At 43.9% G+C, this 20164-nt stretch carries 17 protein-coding genes; 11 read left to right on the forward strand and 6 right to left on the reverse strand.

Annotated elements, in window-relative coordinates; all coding sequences use genetic code 11:
- Positions 1 to 26: 26 nt before the first annotated feature.
- The 3 genes from AC07NA_RS02140 to AC07NA_RS02150 all read right to left on the reverse strand — a co-directional run bounded on the left by AC07NA_RS02140 (position 27) and on the right by AC07NA_RS02150 (position 1915).
- Positions 27 to 1049 carry an LLM class flavin-dependent oxidoreductase gene (locus AC07NA_RS02140; protein WP_494895278.1) on the reverse strand — a complete coding sequence of 341 codons (1023 nt, stop codon included), beginning with the start codon at positions 1047 to 1049 and terminating at the stop codon, positions 27 to 29.
- 168 nt (positions 1050 to 1217) lie between these two features.
- Positions 1218 to 1715: a hypothetical protein gene (locus tag AC07NA_RS02145; RefSeq protein WP_494895279.1), complete on the reverse strand. Its 498-nt coding sequence runs from the start codon at positions 1713 to 1715 to the stop codon at positions 1218 to 1220.
- Positions 1716 to 1726: 11 nt separating this feature from the next.
- Positions 1727 to 1915, reverse strand: coding sequence for a hypothetical protein (locus AC07NA_RS02150; RefSeq protein ID WP_494895280.1), 189 nt, complete (start codon positions 1913 to 1915; stop codon positions 1727 to 1729).
- A 283-nt stretch (positions 1916 to 2198) separates the two neighbouring features.
- On the opposite strand from AC07NA_RS02150, the gene AC07NA_RS02155 reads away from it, so the two are divergent.
- The 11 genes from AC07NA_RS02155 (at position 2199) to AC07NA_RS02205 (ending at position 17746) form a co-directional block, all read left to right on the forward strand.
- Positions 2199 to 3065, forward strand: a complete 867-nt coding sequence (locus AC07NA_RS02155; RefSeq protein ID WP_494895282.1) for a helix-turn-helix domain-containing protein — start codon at positions 2199 to 2201, stop codon at positions 3063 to 3065.
- Between the two features lie 63 nt (positions 3066 to 3128).
- The gene (locus tag AC07NA_RS02160; protein WP_494895283.1) at positions 3129 to 3977 is read left to right on the forward strand and encodes an NAD-dependent epimerase/dehydratase family protein; all 849 of its coding nucleotides are present in this window, start codon (positions 3129 to 3131) and stop codon (positions 3975 to 3977) included.
- A gap of 501 nt (positions 3978 to 4478) precedes the next feature.
- Positions 4479 to 5672 carry a FecR family protein gene (locus tag AC07NA_RS02165; RefSeq protein WP_494895284.1) on the forward strand — a complete coding sequence of 398 codons (1194 nt, stop codon included), beginning with the start codon at positions 4479 to 4481 and terminating at the stop codon, positions 5670 to 5672.
- A 130-nt stretch (positions 5673 to 5802) separates the two neighbouring features.
- Positions 5803 to 9078, forward strand: a complete 3276-nt coding sequence (locus AC07NA_RS02170) for a SusC/RagA family TonB-linked outer membrane protein (RefSeq protein ID WP_494895285.1) — start codon at positions 5803 to 5805, stop codon at positions 9076 to 9078.
- Between the two features lie 10 nt (positions 9079 to 9088).
- Positions 9089 to 10696 (forward strand): RagB/SusD family nutrient uptake outer membrane protein, encoded by a 1608-nt coding sequence (locus tag AC07NA_RS02175; protein ID WP_494895287.1) that lies wholly within the window; start codon positions 9089 to 9091, stop codon positions 10694 to 10696.
- Between the two features lie 56 nt (positions 10697 to 10752).
- Positions 10753 to 12744 carry a glycoside hydrolase family 127 protein gene (locus AC07NA_RS02180; RefSeq protein WP_494895289.1) on the forward strand — a complete coding sequence of 664 codons (1992 nt, stop codon included), beginning with the start codon at positions 10753 to 10755 and terminating at the stop codon, positions 12742 to 12744.
- Between the two features lie 34 nt (positions 12745 to 12778).
- Positions 12779 to 14584 carry an SGNH/GDSL hydrolase family protein gene (locus AC07NA_RS02185; protein ID WP_494895291.1) on the forward strand — a complete coding sequence of 602 codons (1806 nt, stop codon included), beginning with the start codon at positions 12779 to 12781 and terminating at the stop codon, positions 14582 to 14584.
- A 24-nt stretch (positions 14585 to 14608) separates the two neighbouring features.
- Entirely contained in the window at positions 14609 to 15004 is a 396-nt protein-coding gene (locus AC07NA_RS02190) for an SxtJ family membrane protein (protein WP_494895293.1), read from the forward strand.
- Positions 15005 to 15008: 4 nt separating this feature from the next.
- Entirely contained in the window at positions 15009 to 15158 is a 150-nt protein-coding gene (locus tag AC07NA_RS02195) for a DUF5989 family protein (protein ID WP_494895295.1), read from the forward strand.
- A 3-nt stretch (positions 15159 to 15161) separates the two neighbouring features.
- Complete coding sequence (locus AC07NA_RS02200) at positions 15162 to 16967, forward strand: carbamoyltransferase family protein (protein ID WP_494895297.1); 1806 nt, start codon at positions 15162 to 15164, stop codon at positions 16965 to 16967.
- 173 nt (positions 16968 to 17140) lie between these two features.
- A complete protein-coding gene (locus tag AC07NA_RS02205; protein ID WP_494895299.1) occupies positions 17141 to 17746 on the forward strand; it encodes an RNA polymerase sigma factor in 606 nt (201 codons plus the stop codon).
- A 4-nt stretch (positions 17747 to 17750) separates the two neighbouring features.
- On the opposite strand, the gene AC07NA_RS02210 is transcribed toward AC07NA_RS02205, so the two are convergent.
- From AC07NA_RS02210 to AC07NA_RS02220, 3 genes are read right to left on the reverse strand one after another with little or no spacing between them, the layout of a single operon-like run.
- On the reverse strand, positions 17751 to 18545 hold the full coding sequence (locus tag AC07NA_RS02210; protein WP_494895301.1) for a helix-turn-helix domain-containing protein: 795 nt from the start codon (positions 18543 to 18545) through the stop codon (positions 17751 to 17753).
- Positions 18542 to 18916: a hypothetical protein gene (locus AC07NA_RS02215; RefSeq protein ID WP_494895303.1), complete on the reverse strand. Its 375-nt coding sequence runs from the start codon at positions 18914 to 18916 to the stop codon at positions 18542 to 18544. The genes AC07NA_RS02210 and AC07NA_RS02215 overlap by 4 nt, the downstream gene beginning before the upstream one ends.
- A 7-nt stretch (positions 18917 to 18923) precedes the next feature.
- Entirely contained in the window at positions 18924 to 19961 is a 1038-nt protein-coding gene (locus tag AC07NA_RS02220) for an SDR family oxidoreductase (RefSeq protein WP_494895305.1), read from the reverse strand.
- Between the last annotated feature and the right edge of the window lie 203 nt (positions 19962 to 20164).

The raw sequence follows: 20164 nt of genomic DNA on the forward strand, positions 1-20164 counted from the left end.
TGATAATTCAATACTCAATATAACATTTAACGCCAGCCTAATCCCGGAGCAACGTGCTCTAAAATTGAAGAAAGAACGTGAACATTGTAATCAACACCTAAGGTATTGGGTATAGTTAAAAGGAGTGTGTCTGCTTCCTGAATGGCTTCGTCTTTAGCCAATTCCTTTATCAGTTGATCCGGTTCGGCGGCATAGCTTCTGCCGAATATGGCGCGCTTGTCGCTTTCAATATAGCCAATCTTGTCGGCCTGTCCGGCTTCCCTTCCAAATAAATACCTGTCCTGATCGTTCACTAATGCAAAAATTGAACGGCTCACCGATACCCTCGGTTCACGCTTGTGTCCTGCTTTTTTCCAGGCTTCTTTGTACAGTCTTATTTGTTCGGCCTGCTGTACGTGAAAAGGCTTACCATTTTCATCAAATTTTAAAGTTGAGCTTTGCAGGTGCATACCATTTTCGGCCGCCCATACGGCTGTAGCGTTAGAAGCAGCCCCCCACCAGATCCGTTCGCGCAATCCTTCCGAATATGGTTCCACGCGAAGCAATCCCGGCGGATTAGGAAACATAGGGTATGGGTTAGGTTCGGCAAAGCCTTCACCGTTTAGCTTATCTAAAAACTGCAACGCTTTATTGCGGCCCATTTCTGCATCTGTTTCTCCTTCGGCCTGTTCATAACCAAAATAACGCCAACCATCAATTACCTGTTCCGGCGAACCTCTGCTGATGCCTAACTGTAATCGGCCGCCCGAGATGAGATCAGCCGCTCCGGCATCTTCTACCATGTATAACGGGTTTTCGTAACGCATATCAATTACTCCGGTACCAATTTCTATTTTACTTGTTTTGGCACCAATGGCCGATAGCAAAGGGAAAGGAGAGGCCAACTGCGCCGCGAAATGGTGCACCCTGAAATACGCGCCATCAATACCAATTTCTTCAGCAGCCACAGCAAGATCAATTGACTGCAATAAAGTATCACCAGCTGTACGGGTTTTATATGCCGGATGGTCAGACCAATGTCCAAACGATAAAAATCCTATTTTTTTCATATTTGTTTTGGCTGTGAAATAGCCTGTGTAAAGATAATCATCAACCCTAATAGAAATTGTATTGGCATATTGTGATATCGCGGATATGTCTTTAAAACGACAAAAACTTGGGTAAGCTAAACCTCCATCCGGAGCCAAACTAAGGGCGCTCGCAAACTATTATTAAATCTATTGGCAAAATTTAGCGCGATTTGTATGTGAATAAACGATGTGTCTTTTTGAACCCGAAAAGAAAGCGCGATTCTTATAAAATTTATCACGATCTTTTTCTACAAAATAAACAATGTGCTTTTTCTCAAAAGCATCATTGTCATTCTTTTTTAAATAAAGCATGAATGCGAGAAAATCTATAAATGTAATTTTATCAAATTCCTTTTTTGACACCTCGGCTTTTTTATCCATACGGGTACGGAAGTTTGGCATGATGCTGCTGCTCAAGCATGGGCATCGAAATGTGTACCATTTGTAAGGGCCTTCGATAGTATCTGCAAGTACACGATTATTTCCCGAAACATTATTTGTACTAATCAAATAATAAACGGTGTCAATTTTTCTGATTTCATCGTGTACTTGGGCAAAAGAACTTTTTGTGAAAAGACAAATCATTAAAAAGGATAGGGTAAGCGAGATTCTCATGTTTCTTTGATATAATTTAATTGCATCCACTAGTGGGTAATTTACCAGAGACTCGGTTGTAAAGCGGGCCTTACACGGGCATTAAACTCCCAGGCCAAATCGCCATTGGTTGCTTTGCCCAATTTGTAATTGGCGAACTCAATCAATTGAAAGTGTTCATCGGCATTATTAAAGCCGGAACTGTTGTAGGCTACAAACAGATAAAAAATAATTATGGAGAATAAAACCACTTTGATTTTTCGAGATGTGCAATAGTAACTTTTATACGTTTAGGTTTATAAAGTTAAATAATTTATAAATGTAGTAAACCGCGCATAATAATTTCTTTTTAGCGGGCTTATCATTTGTGAATAGATTGATGAGCAGCATTACGGCGGTGAAACTTACACGTTGCAATCAGGTGAATACTGTATCATTCGTAAAAACCGCCTGGGAAAAATGGATAGTTGAAAGAAACATGGGCGGGATCAGACTATCTTAAGTTACTAAGTTTGATTTCATTAACTTTGCTACATGGCAGTTGAAGCGTTTGATGGAATTCTGGGTATAGATATGGCAGACTTGAGGCTTAAGGGCTTCAAGGTTCATAAATTACCCGCAGGTATAGATATCCCGGTTTCGCGGGGCAGGCGTGATTATTATAAGATGGGCCTGGTAACGGGTAATATGACAATTAGCTATGGCGACCAGCTTTTGGAATTAAAGGATACCGCGCTTTTTTTTGTTAATCCGAAAGTGCCGCGTTCTGTGGTCCAACGCTCTGCGGATACCAATGGTTATGCCTGCATTTTTACGGAGACATTTGTCAAACGTACAGGGATATTAAAAGAATCCCCTTTATTCCAGGCAGGTGATAATCCTGTGATCGGGTTGAATGACGAACAGGCAATATTTATGACGGGTATTTTTGAAAAGATGCTGGCAGTTTACAACGGAGATTATCCCCATAAGAGCGAACTGATCAGGAATTGTATAGAACTCATCATTCATGAAGCCATGCGGATTCAGCCTTCGCAAAATGCTTTGCCGGTGATCAATGCAGCCGCACGCATCACACACCTATTTATAGATATGCTTGAAAGGCAGTTTCCTATTGAACAAAATACAGATGCTCTTCAATTACGGACCGCGCACGATTTTGCAGAAGCCCTTTCGGTTCATGTCAATTATCTAAATCGTTCGGTCAAGGGTATAACAGGTAAACCCGTCTCCGTGCACATTGCGGAGCGGATTGTTTCGGAAGCGAAAGCCCTTTTGCAGCATACCGATTGGAGCGTTGCCGAGATCGCCTATGCTCTCGGCTTTGAATACCCCACTTACTTCAATAACTATTTCAAGCGTATAACAGGTGTTGCGCCCAGGCACTTTAAAAAGGTTTGAAAATCATACTTATCGGTTTGATTGTCATTAGCGGCAGCGACATTTTCCGCGCAGCTTTGCTTTATGAAAATATTAGTTACAGGCGCTACCGGAAAGGTAGGCAGCAGATTTGTCCCAAGGCTTTTAGCCAAAGGGTATGAAGTTAATATATTGGTTCGTGATGAAGCTAAGGCCGTTGCCCTGGCTGCGCTGGGGGCAAAGGTTATAGTTGGAGATCTGTTTGATAAATCAACTTTAGCTCCCGCAGTAGCAGACGTAGATGCCATAGTGCATTTAGCGGCGCTTTTCAGAACCTTTACAGATAATGAAGGTATCGTTAAAACCAATCATAATGGTACGATAGCATTGGCTGAGGCAGCTATAGCGGCAGGTGTTCGGAAATTTATTTTTGTGAGCACCGGTAATGTTTACAGTTCAGGTTACGGACACCCGGCCCGTGAGGATGATCCCGTTAATATTAACGATCCCCGTGCTTATTCGTCGAGCAAGATCGCGGCAGAGCAGGAATTGCTCAAAATGGATCTGGATGTAACAGTGCTGCGATTGGGTTTTGTTTATGGTGATAAAGACCCGCATATTGCCGAGATACTACCTTATTTAAAAATGCTTAAAAAGCATTCCGGCTCACGGATGCACATGGTGCATCATTTAGATGTGGCCCAGGGATTAATTTTGCTGCTTCAGGCGAAAGATTTGAGCGGCGAGATCTTTAATATCTCAGATGACGCGCCGATCTCTTTGTATGAACTGGTGGAATCTGTCGGCAATGCCAGCGATGTTTTTGAAGCAGCAGAAGGCGCTTTAGCCGATCCTTTCGAAGGTATTATGGATATTTCTAAACTTAGATCCAAAACCGGTTTCAGGCCATTGGTTCCAAGCTACTATGTGGCACGTGATATGGATCTTTTATAATTCCGTAATATCTTTCCCGGATTCCTTCTGTTAAAAAAACAGGCTAAGTAAATCATTTTAAGATATAGAACGCTCCAAAAAACACTAATGAATTTTGGTATTTTTAACAAACTCTAAAAAACAAAAACCCTCTAATTTCGCTATTTAGAGGGTTTTTGTTTTACTTGATCTTGGTTGAATAATACTTGGCGGAGAGTTAAAAATTCAGAAAGCTGACAGAAATCTTCCATGTGAACTTTTTGGCCTTTCACCCGGTCAAACCTTCGGGCAAAATAAATAAAGTACCGTCTGATATGCCAGTAGCTATGTAAGCGCCACCTTCGGGTGTTCCTCCATGCTAATACCAATGCAATTTAGCTTTACAGTAAGAGGTCCCCATTATGCAATAATAACCGTCAATAATATAAGTGCCATCATATATTTTAAGAATATATTGATACTACGCAAAAAAAATTAAACTGGAGGGGGCCGTTTGTTTTCCGCAGTTGTCTTAAGAATATTATGGATAACAGGATAGCAGACGAATACTTCCAAAAAGTAAAGGATGGAATTGCCGGCGAGCAGGACAACCTACGTTTTAAGGAATGGCTTGCCCAAGCTTCGGATGAAGAAGTAAACTACGTTCTTGAGCATTTTGGCGAGTATTATGAGCACCTGAATGACGAGCCCGAAGTTAACCGGCAACTTGTTAACCTGATAGAACAACGGCTTGACGAGGCCGCGGATAAAGCAGATCCTTCATTTGTAAAACCGGCCCGCTTAAAGCCGCTTATTATAAGGGCTGTGGCAGCAGTTGCCGCAGTGCTTACCATATTCGTTGTTTTCCGTAATGTGCATAATACCCCATCTGCAACAAATAGTATCGTTACCACGGTTGTAAAAAAGAAAGAGATACAGCCCGGTGGAAATAAAGCGGTTCTTATTCTCGGTAACGGCAGCAAAATTTTGCTCGACTCGGCCGCTAACGGCGTGCTTGCCAAGCAAAACCATGTTCAGATATTAAAAAGAGCTTCCGGACAGATCGTGTATGAAGCTAATCCCACCCATGGCGACGGGCAGCCAGTCAACACATTCAATACCATAGCCGTACCCCGCGGCGGCCAGTACCAGGTAGTACTTCCAGATGGAACAAAGGTTTGGCTGAACGCGGTGTCGAGCCTGCGTTTTCCGGCATCATTTGCCGGGCACGAGCGTAAGGTTGAGCTAACCGGTGAAGCCTATTTTGAAGTAGCCAAAGATAAGGCGCACCCCTTTCGCGTTAGTGTAAATGGTATGACGGTTGAAGTGCTGGGAACGCATTTCAACATCATGGCCTATCAGGATGAGGGTGTTACCAAAACCACGCTTCTTGAGGGAGCTGTTAAAGTAACAAAAGGGGAATCTAACGAAATGCTTCGCCCGGGCCAGCAAGCCATTGTTAAAGACGGCATCAGGGTGGCAGAGGTTGACGTTACCGAATCTGTTGAATGGAAGAACGGTAATTTCAATTTTTCGCATGAAAAGCTCGACGTGATTATGAGGAAAATAAGCCGCTGGTATGATGTAGATATTGCTTACCAGGGCAAAACAACCGATGCCACCTTTGTAGGTACGCTACCTCGCTCTACCAATATAGCAGAAGTATTACGATATCTTGAATTAACCGGATTAGTACACTTTAAAGTAACTGAAAGGAGGGTAACTGCGATGCCATAACGTTTACTTACACGCAGTTTCCTTAAAAAACCAGGAAGCGCTACCAACGCTTTCCTGGCTATGTTCGGGAACAAACTGCCAGATTTTTTTGCACCAATCATAACCAATTTAAACCCAAACAATCAAATATATGAAATTCAAATTTCAAACAGGATTTCGGCTGCACGCTGTTGTCCATAAATCGTTGTTGGTAATGAAACTTACCCTGATATTTCTTATCACAATATTTCTTCAGGTATCGGAAGCCAGTTTCGGTCAGCGTATCACCTATAAAGGCAGCAATGTAAGCATCGAAAAGTTTTTTAAGGTTATACAAACACAAACCACTTTCAAGGTACTTTATGCAGAAGAAATGCTTACCGGTATTAATAGTGTTAACCTCGATTTGAAAAACGCGAGTGTGGAAGAAGCACTAAACAAATGCTTTGAAAATAAACCGCTAACCTATACCATTGATAATGCTGTTATTGTTATCAAAATTAAATCTGAAGAAACCAAAGCAGCCAATGCCACGGTGGCAACCATTACCGGAAAGGTAACAGACGGCAGCAATGCGCCCTTACCCGGGGTAAGTGTTATACTAAAGGGCACCAACTTAGGTACGGCAAGTGCCCCTGATGGTAGTTATCAACTTAAAATACCCAACAATTCGGGAACGTTGATCTTCAGGTTTCTGGGCTTTAGCACAGTTGAAATACCGCTTGATGGGCAAAAAGTGGTTTACAATGTGCAAATGAAAGAAGAAGCACGCAGTATGAACGAGGTGGTGGTGGTTGGTTACGGTACACAGCGCCGTGGCGAGATCACCAGCGCGGTTTCCAGCGTTAAATCAGAAGATTTTGTGAAGGGGGCAGTTACAGATGCTGCTCAACTGATACGTGGTAAGGTACCCGGCCTTGCCGTGGTTACCACTAACGGAGATCCTACGGCATCGTCTCAGTTAAATTTGCGTGGTATTACAACGCTAAACTCAGGCACTTCGCCGCTGGTTATTATTGACGGCGTACCCGGAACATTAACCACCGTAGCACCCGAAGATATTGAATCTATCGATGTTTTGAAAGATGGATCGGCAGCCGCTATTTACGGAACGCGCGGTACCAACGGCGTTATCCTCATTACAACAAAAAAATCAAAGGGCAAGCAACAACCCTCGCTTGAGCTGAATACCTATTTCAGTACGCAACGGATCACCAAAAGATTGGATTTCTTCTCGGCCGATCAGTACCGCCAACTGGTAGCCCAGGGTAAACCAGGCGCGACAGATTATGGTGCCAGTACCAATTGGCTCGATGAAATTACGCAAAACCCCTTGTCGCAGGTATACAACATCTCTGTACGGGGGGCAAATGATAATAGCAGCTATATAGTTAACCTTAACTACCGCAAGCTTAACGGTATCCTTAGAAAATCTGATAACAGCATACTTTACCCGCGTATTGAGGTAAACCATAAAATGTTTAACGGGCTGCTAAAGCTTAACGCCAACCTTAGCGGCTACGAACAAAGTTTCTTTTCAGGAGCCGACGGAGGCAGTTACCGCGGAGACGTATACAGGAACGCTATTACCTATAACCCAACCGATCCGGTAAGGAACGCTGCGGGTGGTTATACAGAACATACCGACAAAACTGAGTATGCCAACCCGGTATCGTTAATTGAACAAACCAACGGTTTAATACAGAACAGTAACCTCAGAACCATAGGCTCCATAACCCTGTCGCCTTTAAGCGGGCTCGATATTATAGCTTTAGGATCAAGGGACTTGAATAACAGCACAAGGGGGTACTACGAGTCGAAATTACATTACTCTACCCTGCACGATGGCCGTAACGGCTATGCTTCGCGCGGAGCTACACGCTCAGAAGAGAACCTGCTGGAGATAACCGCCAATTACAAAAAAACAATTGGCGACCACGCTTTCACCGGGCTGGCCGGTTACAGCTGGCGTAATACCGACTACCAGAACTTTTATATGCAAAACTGGGATTTCCCTACTGATGATTACTCATACAACAGCATGCAATCCGGTTTGGCATTAAAAAGAGGGGAGGCGGTAGACAACTCATACCGCAGCCAAAATAAGCTGATCGGTTATTTCTTTCGTGTAAATTATGCCTTTCAGGATAAATACCTACTCATGGCAAGTATCCGTAGAGAAGGTTCTTCAAAATTTGGTGTAAACAATAAGTATGGTAACTTCCCGGCGGTATCGGTGGGCTGGAATGTAAAAAAAGAGAGTTTCTTAAAAGACAATAACATCATCAGCTCGCTGAAATTCAGGGCGGGTTACGGTGTTACCGGTACCGAACCAACAGCGCCTTACATGTCGCTTAACAGGATCAATTTCGATACCTATACCCTTATTAACGGGCAATGGGTACAGGTGATCAATCCTTCAAGCAACGCCAATCCAGATTTGCGCTGGGAGCGAAAAAAAGAAACCAACATAGGTATGGATTTCGGCGTGCTCGATAATCGCGTTACCGGTACCGTTGATGTTTACAAACGCACAACTAACGACCTGCTATTTAATTACCCGGTTGCAACACCGCCGTATTTATACGATAACATTACGGCCAATGCGGCTTCAATGGAAAATAAGGGTATTGAGGTGGGCTTAAATGTTGCCGCTGTGCAGGGCAACAACTTCAACTGGAATACATCGGTGAATTATTCGCACAATAAAAACAAGATACTTTCACTGTCTGATAAGAATTTTCAGCTGGCCAGCGGGTATTTTGATGCCGGTACAACAGGCGAACCTATTCAGCAATCAATTAGCCGCACCCAGATAGGGCAGCCAATAGGTAATTTCTGGGGTTTTAAGAGCATTGATATTGATGATAAAGGCCACTGGATAATTGAAGGGAAAGACGGCAACCCAAAATCAATAGACAACCAGCAGGCTGATGATAAGCAAATTATTGGCAACGGTTTACCCAAACATTACCTGAGCTGGAATAACACTTTCACTTATAAAAACTTCGACCTCAACATTACCATGCGTGGCGCCTTCGGTTTTCAGATACTCAACACCGCCAGGTTGGTGTATGAATCGCCGGTAATGCTTACCAGGGGTAATCTGCTGTCATCAGCCTATGATAATATTTACGGTAAAAGGCCGCTTGCCGATGACCAGTCGCTCAACTACCTGAGCTATTACATTGAAAATGGCGATTACTGGAAAATTGATAACGTAACGCTGGGCTACACTTTAAAGCTGAACAAGCCATTTATAAAAGCGGTAAGGATCTACGGATCAGCATCAAACCTTAAAACCTTTACCGGTTACAAGGGGATAGATCCGGAGGTTAGCATTATAGGGTTAACGCCGGGTGTTGATGACCGTAACAGGTATCCTGCCACATCAACTTACACACTGGGCGCATTCTTCACATTTTAACAGAACATTTATGAAAAGGAAAAATATAAAATCATTTCTGGCAATCTTTCTGATAATGGGAATGAGTGCCTGCAATAAAAACCTGAACGAGATCACCTATTCAGAATTATCGGCCGAAACATACAATTATAGCGACGCATATAAAGCTATGGGGATAGCGTATGCTAACATGCGCGGTATTTTTTCGCACACAGGCTATTACATGGTACAGGAAACCAGTTCTGACGAAATTGTAATGCCCGCGAACGGTTCGGGCTGGGATGACGGCGGTATCTATAAAAGGATCCACTTACATACCTGGAACTCCGAGAACCCGCAAATGAACGAGATGTTCAGAACCTTTTATACCGGCGTTACCAATAGTAACCGGGTTATTGAGCAGTTGGAGGCGGGCAAAATAGCCGTTCCGTCAGGAACAACCCAGGCCGCCCTCGTTTCGGAGATGAAGGTAGTGCGCGCGTTTTTTTACTGGCTTATATGTGATAACTTTGGTAATGCTCCGCTGGTAACCACCACCACTTCTGATTTACCCGAAACAGCCGAGCGCAAGGCGATATATGACTTTATTGTAAAAGACATAAACGATGCCCTGCCAAACCTGAGTGAAAATAATGATAAGCTTATGTATGGCCGGTTCAATAAGTGGGCGGCTAAAGCGCTTTTGGCCAATATTTATCTTAATGCAGAGGTTTACAGCGGCCAGGCTAAATGGCAGGAGTGCTTAACACAATGCAATGATATTATAACAGGCGGTAAATACTCCCTCGACCCTAAGTATAGCGATATTTTTAAAACCCAAAATGAGAACTCGCCCGAGATAGTTTTCGCAGTTCCTTTTGATGAAACCGTTGGTACCGGTTTTTTCACCGAAATGTTCTCGTGGCATGGCGCTTTAAAAGCTAAGGTGAATATGCAGGCTACTCCCTGGGGTTCAGGATCGGCCATGGGTGTTTCACAATTTATTGATACCTATGATGCTGCCGATAAGCGACTGGCTAATACCTGGCTTTTAGGGCCGCAATTCGCAGCCGATGGTACAACGCCGTTAACCGGCTCGTATGACCAGGCCGGTAAACCGCTAAATTTTACCAAAGACCTGCCCGACGGGCTTTTTACCGGCGAATCGGAAGGCTATCGGATGAACAAGTTTGAAGTACGAGTAGGCGCGAAAAGTAATTTGAGTAATGATTTTCCATTCTTCAGGTATGCCGAGGTGTTGATGATGAAGGCGGAGTGCCTGGTAAGGAGCGGCAGTAGCGACGAAGCGGCCCAACTGGTTACCCAGGTGCGCGCACGTAACTTTACAGACGCTGCCAAGGCCACAGTTACCGGTGCCCAGTTAACGCAAAATAGCCGTTACAAATATGGCTATATTGAAAATTACAAGGTGGTAGATGCCGGCAACATCGCCGTTGTACAATATGGCGGTATGCTTGATGAGCTTGGCTACGAGTTTCCGTGGGAAGCTCACCGCCGCAGGGATGATATCCGTTTTGGTGTGTTTACCACCAAAAGCTGGCTGTCGCATAAACCTAATGGCGATTACCGTAAATTATTCCCGATACCGCAACAGGCGTTAAACTCAAATCCGAAATTAAAGCAAAATCAAGGGTATTAATAAATATTTCCGGAACCGCGGCCGTGGCCGCGGTTCTTTATCATCACATTATAAATATGAAGAACTATAAAAAAAGTGTTACCGGTGGTTTTATTATGGGCCTGTTATCTGTTTCAGCATTCGGGCAGCAGGGCATCGTTAAAATGACGCCGGTCAATTTTTCGCAGGTGCAAATAAACGACGCGTTTTGGTCGCCTCGCATCAGTACGGTTACCAATGTTACCATTCCGGTATGTATCAACCAAACAGAAGTTGTTACCCCGCGCATTCGTAATTTTGAAAAAGTGGCACGCAAGCAAGGCGAAAAGCATGAGGGTATCTATTTTGATGACTCAGATGTTTACAAGGCGCTTGAAGCCATAGCTTATTCTCTTAAAAATCATCCCGACCCTAAACTGGAAGCTAAGGCCGATGAATGGATAGACAAAATAGCCGCCGCCCAGCAACCCGACGGATACCTGAACACGTTTTACACCCTGAACGGCCTTGACAAACGCTGGACCGATATGGAAAAGCATGAAGACTATTGCGCCGGCCATTTGTTTGAAGCAGCGGTGGCCTATTACAACACAACCGGCAAACATAAGCTGCTTGATGTGGCTACCCGTTTTGCCGACCATATTGATGCTACCTTTCGCCAAAAAAACGTACCATGGGTTTCGGGGCACGAAGAAATTGAGCTTGCCCTGGTGAAACTATACCAAGCCACTAAAAAAGTAAAATACCTCGACCTTGCAGACTGGTATTTACAGCAGCGCGGGCACGGGCATGGTAAAGGGGAAATTTGGACCAACAAGCACATGGGCGAAAAATATTGCCAGGATGATGTGCCGGTAAAAGATCAGCGCCAGATAGAAGGGCACGCGGTAAGGGCCATGTACCTGTACACAGGTGCTGCCGATGTGGGCACCGCCAAAAATGATCCGGGTTATTTTAAGGCTATGAACGCCGTTTGGGAAGATGTGGTTTACCGCAACATGTACCTTACAGGAGGTATCGGTTCGTCGGGCAGTAATGAAGGTTTTACTACAGATTATGACCTGCCCAATGCCAGCGCTTATTGCGAAACCTGCGCTTCTGTTGGTATGGTGATATGGAACGAGCGCATGAACAGGCTTACTGGTGATGCCAAATACGTTGACGTGTTAGAGAAAAGCCTGTACAATGGCGCGCTGGATGGCTTATCATTAACAGGCGACCGTTTCTTTTACGGCAACCCGCTGGCAAATTTTGGTAACTACCAGCGCAGCGAATGGTTCGGTACGGCCTGCTGCCCGTCAAACATAGCCAGGCTGGTTGAATCTTTGGGTAATTATATCTATGCTTCGGCCGATAACGACATTTGGGTGAACTTGTTTGTAGGAAGCAGCACAACTATTCCGTTAAAAAGCGGTAAGGTTGAGTTGAAGCAGCAAACCGGCTACCCGTGGACAGGGGAGGTAAACCTGACGGTAAACCCTTCGTCAGCTTCAAAATTCCCGTTACACATCCGTATTCCGGGTTGGGCAAATAATGAAGCCGCGCCCGGCGACGCGTATCGTTATGTTAATAAAAGCGATAGTACCATTAGTTTAACCGTAAACGGAAAGCCGGCAAAATATACCATGGAGCATGGCTACGCGGTTATCTCTAACAACTGGAAAAAAGGTGATGTGGTTAAATTGAACCTGCCCATGCAGGTACGCATGGTACAAGCGACCGACAGTATAAAGGCAAATCGCGATAAGATAGCATTGCAGCGTGGCCCCCTGGTTTATTGTGTTGAACAGTTGCAGGATGCCGGGCCCGCCCAAACCTATATCATTCCTGAAAATGCCCAATTCAGCACCTTGTTCAACAAGCAGGTACTGAATGGTATTGTAGAGATAAAAGCCAGCGTACCTGCCATACAAGTAGCTGCCGATGGAAAAAGCGCTGCAACCGAAACCCGTGAAATGACCGCCATACCCTATTATTCATGGGCTAACCGGGGGCATTCACGCATGGAGGTTTGGCTGCCAACAAAGGTTACCGACGTACGTGTAAAAGCAAGTAACTACGATCAATAACCCTTAGCCCTATATCTATCATCATATATCATTTATGCAAAAGGCGCCTTTAGTTAGCAACTCAAAAAAATTAACAGCTTTTAAGTTGCTGGCCGTTGTGTTACCTTTTGCTTTTTTGATATTGCTGGAGCTGTTGCTGCGTGCTTTTGGCTATGGTGATGACCTGGCATTGTTTGTTAAAGACGACCGTTACCCCGGGATGCTGGTGATGAACAAATACGTATCTGAACGGTATTTTAATAGCGTTGCCAATGCTACCGTTGGTAATACAGAACCATTTGCCATAAAAAAGCCGAAAGGAACCATTCGCATTTTTGTGTTAGGCGAATCTACCACGATAGGCTACCCCTATATGCACAACGGTTCATTTCACCGCTGGTTGAAATACAGGTTGCTTAACATGTTTCCCGATACTGATTTCGAGATCATAAACCTATCGCTTACCGCTGTCAATTCTTTTACCGTACTTGATATAGCGAACGAGCTTCCGCGATATGAACCTGATGCCGTATTGATATACAGCGGGCATAACGAGTATTACGGCGCCCTCGGTGTAGGCTCAACCACTAATTGGGGTGATAACCGGTGGTTAGTAAGATTGTTAATACAGCTAAAAAAATGGCGGCTTGCCCAACTGTTGCTCAATAGTATTCGCGGCGAAGGGGCCAAAGCCGAAAACAGGACGTTGATGGAAAGAATGGCGGGCGATCAGCATATCATCTATAATTCTGCTGCTTACCGGAAAGGTATTACGCAGTTTACTCAAAATATGGAACAAGCCTGCGGCCTGCTCTCCAAACAACATATCCCGGTGCTGATCAGTAACCTGGTAAGTAACGACCGCAGCCTGCCGCCACTGATCAGTGAACCATCGGAGAGAGATTCTTCTGCTGATAATCAGTTCATGGCGGGCACCCAAGCGCTGCATAAGGGTAATTATATGGCGGCTAAAGCATTCTTTACAAATGCCAGGAACAGGGATGTTTTGCGATTCCGGGCCCCGGAGGCTATCAATAAAGCGATAGTACAGATCACCAAAACAATTCCGGGTGTGTACATGGTAGATACAAAGGGGATATTTGAATCACATTCGATCAATAATATTATTGGTGATGAAACAGTACTGGAACACGTTCACCCAAATTTATTTGGTTATTCGCTTATGTCTGATGCCTTTTACAGGGTGCTATCAGCCAATCATTTATTACCCGGAAAGCCTGTTGTACCCATGAGCCTTGAACAATTGCAGCAAGCCATGCCGGTTACTAAAACCGATTCGCTTTTTGGTGTTTATAGCGTTACTCAGTTAAAAATGGGCTGGCCCTTTAAACACGCCGGTTTAAAATTGCCTGCCGCTAAAACGGCAGAAGAACAAACAGCCATGGAAATGCTTACCGCTCATTTACCCTGGAACAACGCGATGGATAGGCTAATGACCTATTACCAACAATCTCAAAACCTTAACGGGGCGGCTAAGGTAGCTGAAGCGGTGATGCTTGAATTTCAGCAGGATGTAACCTTTTATACATTGGCCGGCAAGCTCTGCGCCAAACAAAACCGCACACAAACCGCGATAAATTATTTAAAACGCGCGTTTCGTATAGCCCCCTCGCTTGAACTGGCTTACAGCCTGTACGCGCTCGAACTGAAAAATAAACGCCCTGAAAACGCGGCCGCTTACCTGGAATACGCGCTAAGCAAATCTGCCAATAGTGCCGGGTTAATGCAAACAAAGGCCGCGCTTTATCAATTGATCAAACTTCAGCACGAGTTTCAGTTACAACCCGGCGATGCAGATTTGGCAGCGCAGGTGAGGCAAGCGTATGAAGTATTAAAATAGGCTTTGAAAAACAACCAACTCAAAATGAGCGCTATTACAAACAGGTATAAAAAGGAATTTCAATTTGGTTGCTTGTTAGCCGGATTGGCGCTGGCAGTGGCAGGTTATCGATATATACGGTTTAACGAGGTCGCATTTTATGTAATAGCAGCGGCTTTGGTTTTATTAATAGTAACTTTTACACGCCCCGTGCTGCTAAAGTATCCCTGTTTTATTTGGGAAAAATTGGGTTACTATTTGGCCTATATCAATACCGTTTTGTTGCTTACCGTAATATATTTTATACTGTTTTTACCTATAGCCCTGCTTTTTAAACTGCGGGGACGCGATCTGCTCAATCAGCGATACAGGCATGATAAAGATTCTTATTGGGAGATAAATAAGCCGACATATCAATCACCTTTAAAACAACAATTTTAATGCTATGGATACCTTGCTGGAGTTTATGAGCTTTTTAAAGCATCGCCGTAAATATTGGCTTTGGCCATTAGTGTTTTTATTGGTACTTATCAGTGTTTTTATGATAGCGGCGCAGGGTACGGCATTGGGCCCTTTAATTTACTCGTTATTTTAACAAATGTATATACTGGGTATTTCCGCATATTATCATGACAGTGCCGCCTGCCTTATTCACTATGATCGTGTTATTGCCGCCGTGCAGGAAGAACGTTTTACCCGTATTAAGAATGACGCTTCTTTTCCATCCGCGGCCATACGCTATTGCCTTGCAGAAGCCGGTATTTCTTTAAGCATGGTTAACTACGTAGTGTTTTATGAAAAGCCCTTTCTCAAATTTGAGAGGTTGCTTGAAACGTATCTGGCAACTGCTCCTAAAGGCATTACCTCTTATCTTAAAGCAATGCCGGTTTGGATAAAGGATAAGATTTTTCTGAAACGGAATATTATTAAAGCGTTAAAGATAATAGATGAAGGGTGGGAGTATAAAAAGGATAACCTGCTTTTTACCGAACATCACCAGTCGCACGCGGCCTCGGCATTTTTTCCGTCGCCGTTTCAGGATGCTTATGTTATCGCGGTAGATGGCGTTGGTGAATGGACCACAACCTCTGTTTGGGAAGCCGGCGGGAACCGTATCAGCCTTATTAAAGATGTTAAATTTCCGCACTCAATAGGGCTGCTATATGCCGCGTTTACTTATTATTTAGGGTTCGCGGTAAACAGCGACGAATATAAGGTAATGGGGCTGGCTCCTTATGGCGAACCGGTTTATAAAGATGTTATCTTAAATAATTTGATAGATCTTAAACCCGACGGGTCTTTCCGGCTCAATATGCGTTACTTCAACTATTGTACCGGGCTTACCATGACCAATAAAAAGTTCTCCGGGCTTTTTGGGCAGCCTGTAAGAAAAAGTAATGACGAGATCACCCGGTTTCATATGGATATAGCGGCATCAATACAAAAGGTAACCGAAAAAGTGTTGTTACTGATGGTTAAGCATGTTAAAGAAACCTACGGTGCCCGAAACGTTTGTTTGGCAGGTGGGGTAGCGCTTAACTGCGTGGTTAACGGGTTGATACTTAAAGAATATTCTTCAGATGGCTTATGGATACAACCTGCGTCCGGTGATGCGGGTGGTGCCCTGGGGGCTGCTTACTATGTGTATTATCAGTATTTGAATAATTCCCGCAGTACAAATGTAAAAGATAAAATGCAGAACGCGTTATTGGGGCCTGCGTATAAAAGTGATGATGTTGCGGCCATGCTTAAATCGTGTGGGATAAAATATTACCGGTACGATGATGAGGCCTATTTGGATAGGGTGGCAAAATACCTTGATGAAGGAAAAGTAATAGGATGGTTTAGCGGACGCATGGAGTTTGGCCCGCGCGCGCTGGGTGCCCGTAGCATTATAGCCGACAGCCGCAAACCATACATGCAATCGCTGATTAATAACAAGATCAAATTCCGCGAGTCATTCAGGCCATTTGCGCCGGCCGTACTTAATGATCAGGTACATAATTACTTTGATCTGCCGCAATTAAGTCCATACATGCTGCTGGTTGCCAACCTTAAACATATACATCAATTGCCGGTAAGTAATACGACTATGGTTACCGATTTTGACATGCTGTCGCAAGTGCGCTCAACCTTGCCCGCAATTACCCACGTTAATCAATCAGCCAGGGTACAAACAGTTAGTAGAGAGGGGAATGGCATGTTTTATGAATTGATAAAGGCTTTCTTTAATAAAACGGGGTGCCCTGTAATAGTTAACACCTCGTTTAATGTAAAAGATGAACCCATTGTATGTAAGCCAGAGGATGCATTAGATTGTTTTCTGCGGACCGGTCTTGATGTTTTAGCCATCGAAAATATCATAGTACTGAAAGAGGACGTAACTGCTGAAACTATAGTATAATGTACCAAAATTAGTAAGATGGTATACTGATAGCAAAGTGATTTTTTAATTTAAATAACCGGTAAATTGGACGTATTAAATTGTTGATATTTTAATATTATTATTTAATTTTAAAGAACCAATTATAACTGCGCTCAAGGCAGGCATTTGTCCCAATTTGCTTCAAAAAGGAATTGAAAGAATATTTAAAATTAAGTGAGAAAGAGTTGCTTGTGCTCGTATCTGCGGGTAACAGGGAGGCTTTTACATTGCTTTATTCCAAATATTTAAGTAACCTGTACCGCTATATTTTTAGTATTTGTTATAACAAAGAAACAAGCGAGGAAATTGTACAGGAACTCTTTATTAAAATATGGGAAAACAGGGAGGCTTTGGTCAGCGTTAGCGCTATTAAGCCTTACCTATACCGGTGTGCCAAAAACTTGCTGCTTAACCAGATAAAAAAGGAACAACGGCAGGCTAAAGTTATTGACCTTTACCAAAAAATATCGCCTGAATTTGAAAGTACGATCACCGAAAAAATTTCTTTTGACGAATATTATCAGATTGCCCATAACGCGGTTGACATGCTTCCGGAAAAAAGAAAGCAAATATTTAAGCTGCGCTCGCACGATGAACTGACTATTGATGAAATCGCCGACCGCCTTTCCATATCAAGATCGGTTGTTAAAAAGCAATGGCAGAAGGGGGCAAGCTTCGTTCGGGAATATATATTCAGACACGGTGAAATCATAATGCTAATTTGCTGGGTGAAATTGATCACAAAATTATTACTATGATACATTAGTCCTTATGGTTTTGTTGTGCAGCCAGTTCGCTCAGAGTTAGTCCAAACTTCTTTTTAAATGCGAACGAAAAATGGGACAGGGTTTCAAAACCCAGCTCCAGGTACAATTCGGCCGGTTTCTTGTGTTGCTGTTTTATCAGGAAGTACGCTTCTTCAAGACGCCTTTGCACCAGCCATCTACCCGGTGTGTCATGAAAAATCTCCTTAAAATCGCGTTTAAAGGCAGATAAACTGCGTCCCGTTAAAAATGCGATGCTTTCCATACTCACATTAAAAGTATAGTTGCGGTTCATGAACGCTTCAAGATTGATCTTTTCCGGCTGCGCGAAGTGGAAGAGTATGCCTGCAAGTTCAGGCTTCTTTTTTAGCAGTATAAGCAGCAATTCTTCATATTTTAAATCCTCGAAAGCCTCATCCAACTCCATGGCTCCCTTCAGGTATGGAGTTAACGATCCGACAAAGTTGTCCAGTAATGCCGATTTTTCGATGCTTATTAAACTGTCCGTTGTTTGGTATTGTACAGTTTTCAGCTGGTGCTTTTCTTTGAATGCTTGCAGAAAATCATAGTCAAAGCAAAATAAAATAGGTTCAATAACAGCCTCATTGCCGGTAAGCATAAATTTAGCCAGGCTGTTCTTTCTTAAAAGGCAACATTCACCCGCGCCAAGGGCATACCGCTGCTGCCCGTCAAAAAAACTGACCGCCCCCTTTACTATATACAAAAAAAGATGATCAGGGATGAATTGCTCTTTAAGAATATTCGTCCGCGTATCGTTTGCTATGTTTCTCATTTGGCCGGGTTGACGAAGGTGATGCCGTTTTTAAATGGATGTCCCAAATGGATCAGCAGCAGGGGCAGGGCCAAAAACGGAATTTCAATCAACGCAAAGGTATAGTTCCCGGCTTTTAGTGCCAAGGCCATCAGTAAAACCAATTGTACAGCCCGCAGGCCGTTACCCATAAAAAAAGTTTTCGGAAAAAGGATCAATACCGATGCGGTGATCGCCCAAATGCCGATAATGATCCTGTAGTTCTCGTCAATACCTAATCTCTGCATCAAAGCCAAGCTGGCCGCCTCCGGCTTACCAAATGTACGGCTGCCATGGCTAATTCCGATACATACCGATACCAACAGCAGTATCCCACTAATAAATTTGCTCATATGTTGATTATCTGATCAATTTATACTGAACCATACAGTCTACCGAAGCCAGGATAGTTTCCTCCTGCGTCGCGATCGGTATCCAACCTAAAAGCTTTTTCGCCTTCGCGTTGCTTACCCTACGATTGATAGACAGGAACATGGCGCCTTCTTTTGCTTTCTTGTTTACTATCGCTGCCAGTTTCAGCAGCCAATCCGGAATTCGCTTTAACGGCACCTTACCCGAAACAGCCGGGCGGTTGCGCTTCAGTAATAGCGCTATTTCCGGCCATGAGATTTGCCCGTTCGCCGTGGCGATAAAGCGCTGCCCGGCCGCTGTCGCGCTGGTCATCGCCCGGATATGCAGATCGGCCACATCACGTACATCAACCACATTTAAAGGGATATTGGGTATCGCTTTCATCGAGCCTAAAAGCAAAATATTCAACAGGTAAAAACTGCCCGAAATGTGCGCGTCCAGCGATGGCCCCAAGATGGCCACCGGGTTGATGGTCGCGAATTCGAGATTACCGCCCTCTGTTTCCATAAACTTCCAGGCCGCCTTTTCAGCCAGGGTTTTAGATTTTTCATATACCGATAAACCCGGCAAATCAGGATCCGTCCAGTCTGCTTCGGTTGTTTCCGTGTTTTTATCGGTATGGCTAAAACCCACCGCGCCAAAGTTTGAGGTCATCACTACCCGCCGCACACCTGCCTGCCTGGCAAAACGCAGTATACGGAGTATTCCATCAACCGCCGGGCGAATCGCCTCGTTTTCATCCTTGGGTGCTTTCAAAAACACCGGTGAAGCCACACTCAGTACATAATGGCAGCCTGTTATGGCGGCTTCCCAGTTGGTATTCTTTGTCAATTCGGCTTCAATAAAAGAAAGCCTGCTTAAATCAAGTACACCGTTTGCCTTTAAGGCTTCCAGCAAGCGATCTTTATTTTTCAGGTTTCTGACGGTTGTTCTTACCTGATAGCCTTTTTGCAATAATTGCAATATAATGCGCGAGCCCACAAAACCGGTTCCGCCGGTAACTAATACAATACTGTTTTTCTCCATAACCGTTGTTATACAATACAAAGGTCTGTTAAAAAAGAGTCGCCGGTTTTCCTGAAAAGGCCAGATTTACTGTCCTGAAAAGTTCAGGGATAGTTTTAAGGAATGGGTCGGTAATTGGTTCTGATATTTTGTGGGATTACGCAAAAAAACTAAGCGTTTTCCTGCTGTCAAAAATCGGTCGGGATAAAAAATCAATGGTAGAA

The organism is Mucilaginibacter sp. GW821-FHT07G05, from assembly GCF_059418565.1.

What these genes read in the sequence shown, in the direction of transcription:
- AC07NA_RS02140 (WP_494895278.1), bottom strand. Translation starts at nt 1,049, where the DNA reads ATGAAAAAAATAGGATTTTTATCGTTTGGACATTGGTCTGACCATCCG.
- AC07NA_RS02155 (WP_494895282.1), top strand. Translation starts at nt 2,199, where the DNA reads ATGGCAGTTGAAGCGTTTGATGGAATTCTGGGTATAGATATGGCAGAC.
- AC07NA_RS02160 (WP_494895283.1), top strand. Translation starts at nt 3,129, where the DNA reads ATGAAAATATTAGTTACAGGCGCTACCGGAAAGGTAGGCAGCAGATTT.
- AC07NA_RS02165 (WP_494895284.1), top strand. Translation starts at nt 4,479, where the DNA reads ATGGATAACAGGATAGCAGACGAATACTTCCAAAAAGTAAAGGATGGA.
- AC07NA_RS02170 (WP_494895285.1), top strand. Translation starts at nt 5,803, where the DNA reads ATGAAATTCAAATTTCAAACAGGATTTCGGCTGCACGCTGTTGTCCAT.
- AC07NA_RS02175 (WP_494895287.1), top strand. Translation starts at nt 9,089, where the DNA reads ATGAAAAGGAAAAATATAAAATCATTTCTGGCAATCTTTCTGATAATG.
- AC07NA_RS02180 (WP_494895289.1), top strand. Translation starts at nt 10,753, where the DNA reads ATGAAGAACTATAAAAAAAGTGTTACCGGTGGTTTTATTATGGGCCTG.
- AC07NA_RS02185 (WP_494895291.1), top strand. Translation starts at nt 12,779, where the DNA reads ATGCAAAAGGCGCCTTTAGTTAGCAACTCAAAAAAATTAACAGCTTTT.
- AC07NA_RS02190 (WP_494895293.1), top strand. Translation starts at nt 14,609, where the DNA reads ATGAGCGCTATTACAAACAGGTATAAAAAGGAATTTCAATTTGGTTGC.
- AC07NA_RS02195 (WP_494895295.1), top strand. Translation starts at nt 15,009, where the DNA reads ATGGATACCTTGCTGGAGTTTATGAGCTTTTTAAAGCATCGCCGTAAA.
- AC07NA_RS02200 (WP_494895297.1), top strand. Translation starts at nt 15,162, where the DNA reads ATGTATATACTGGGTATTTCCGCATATTATCATGACAGTGCCGCCTGC.
- AC07NA_RS02210 (WP_494895301.1), bottom strand. Translation starts at nt 18,545, where the DNA reads ATGAGAAACATAGCAAACGATACGCGGACGAATATTCTTAAAGAGCAA.
- AC07NA_RS02215 (WP_494895303.1), bottom strand. Translation starts at nt 18,916, where the DNA reads ATGAGCAAATTTATTAGTGGGATACTGCTGTTGGTATCGGTATGTATC.
- AC07NA_RS02220 (WP_494895305.1), bottom strand. Translation starts at nt 19,961, where the DNA reads ATGGAGAAAAACAGTATTGTATTAGTTACCGGCGGAACCGGTTTTGTG.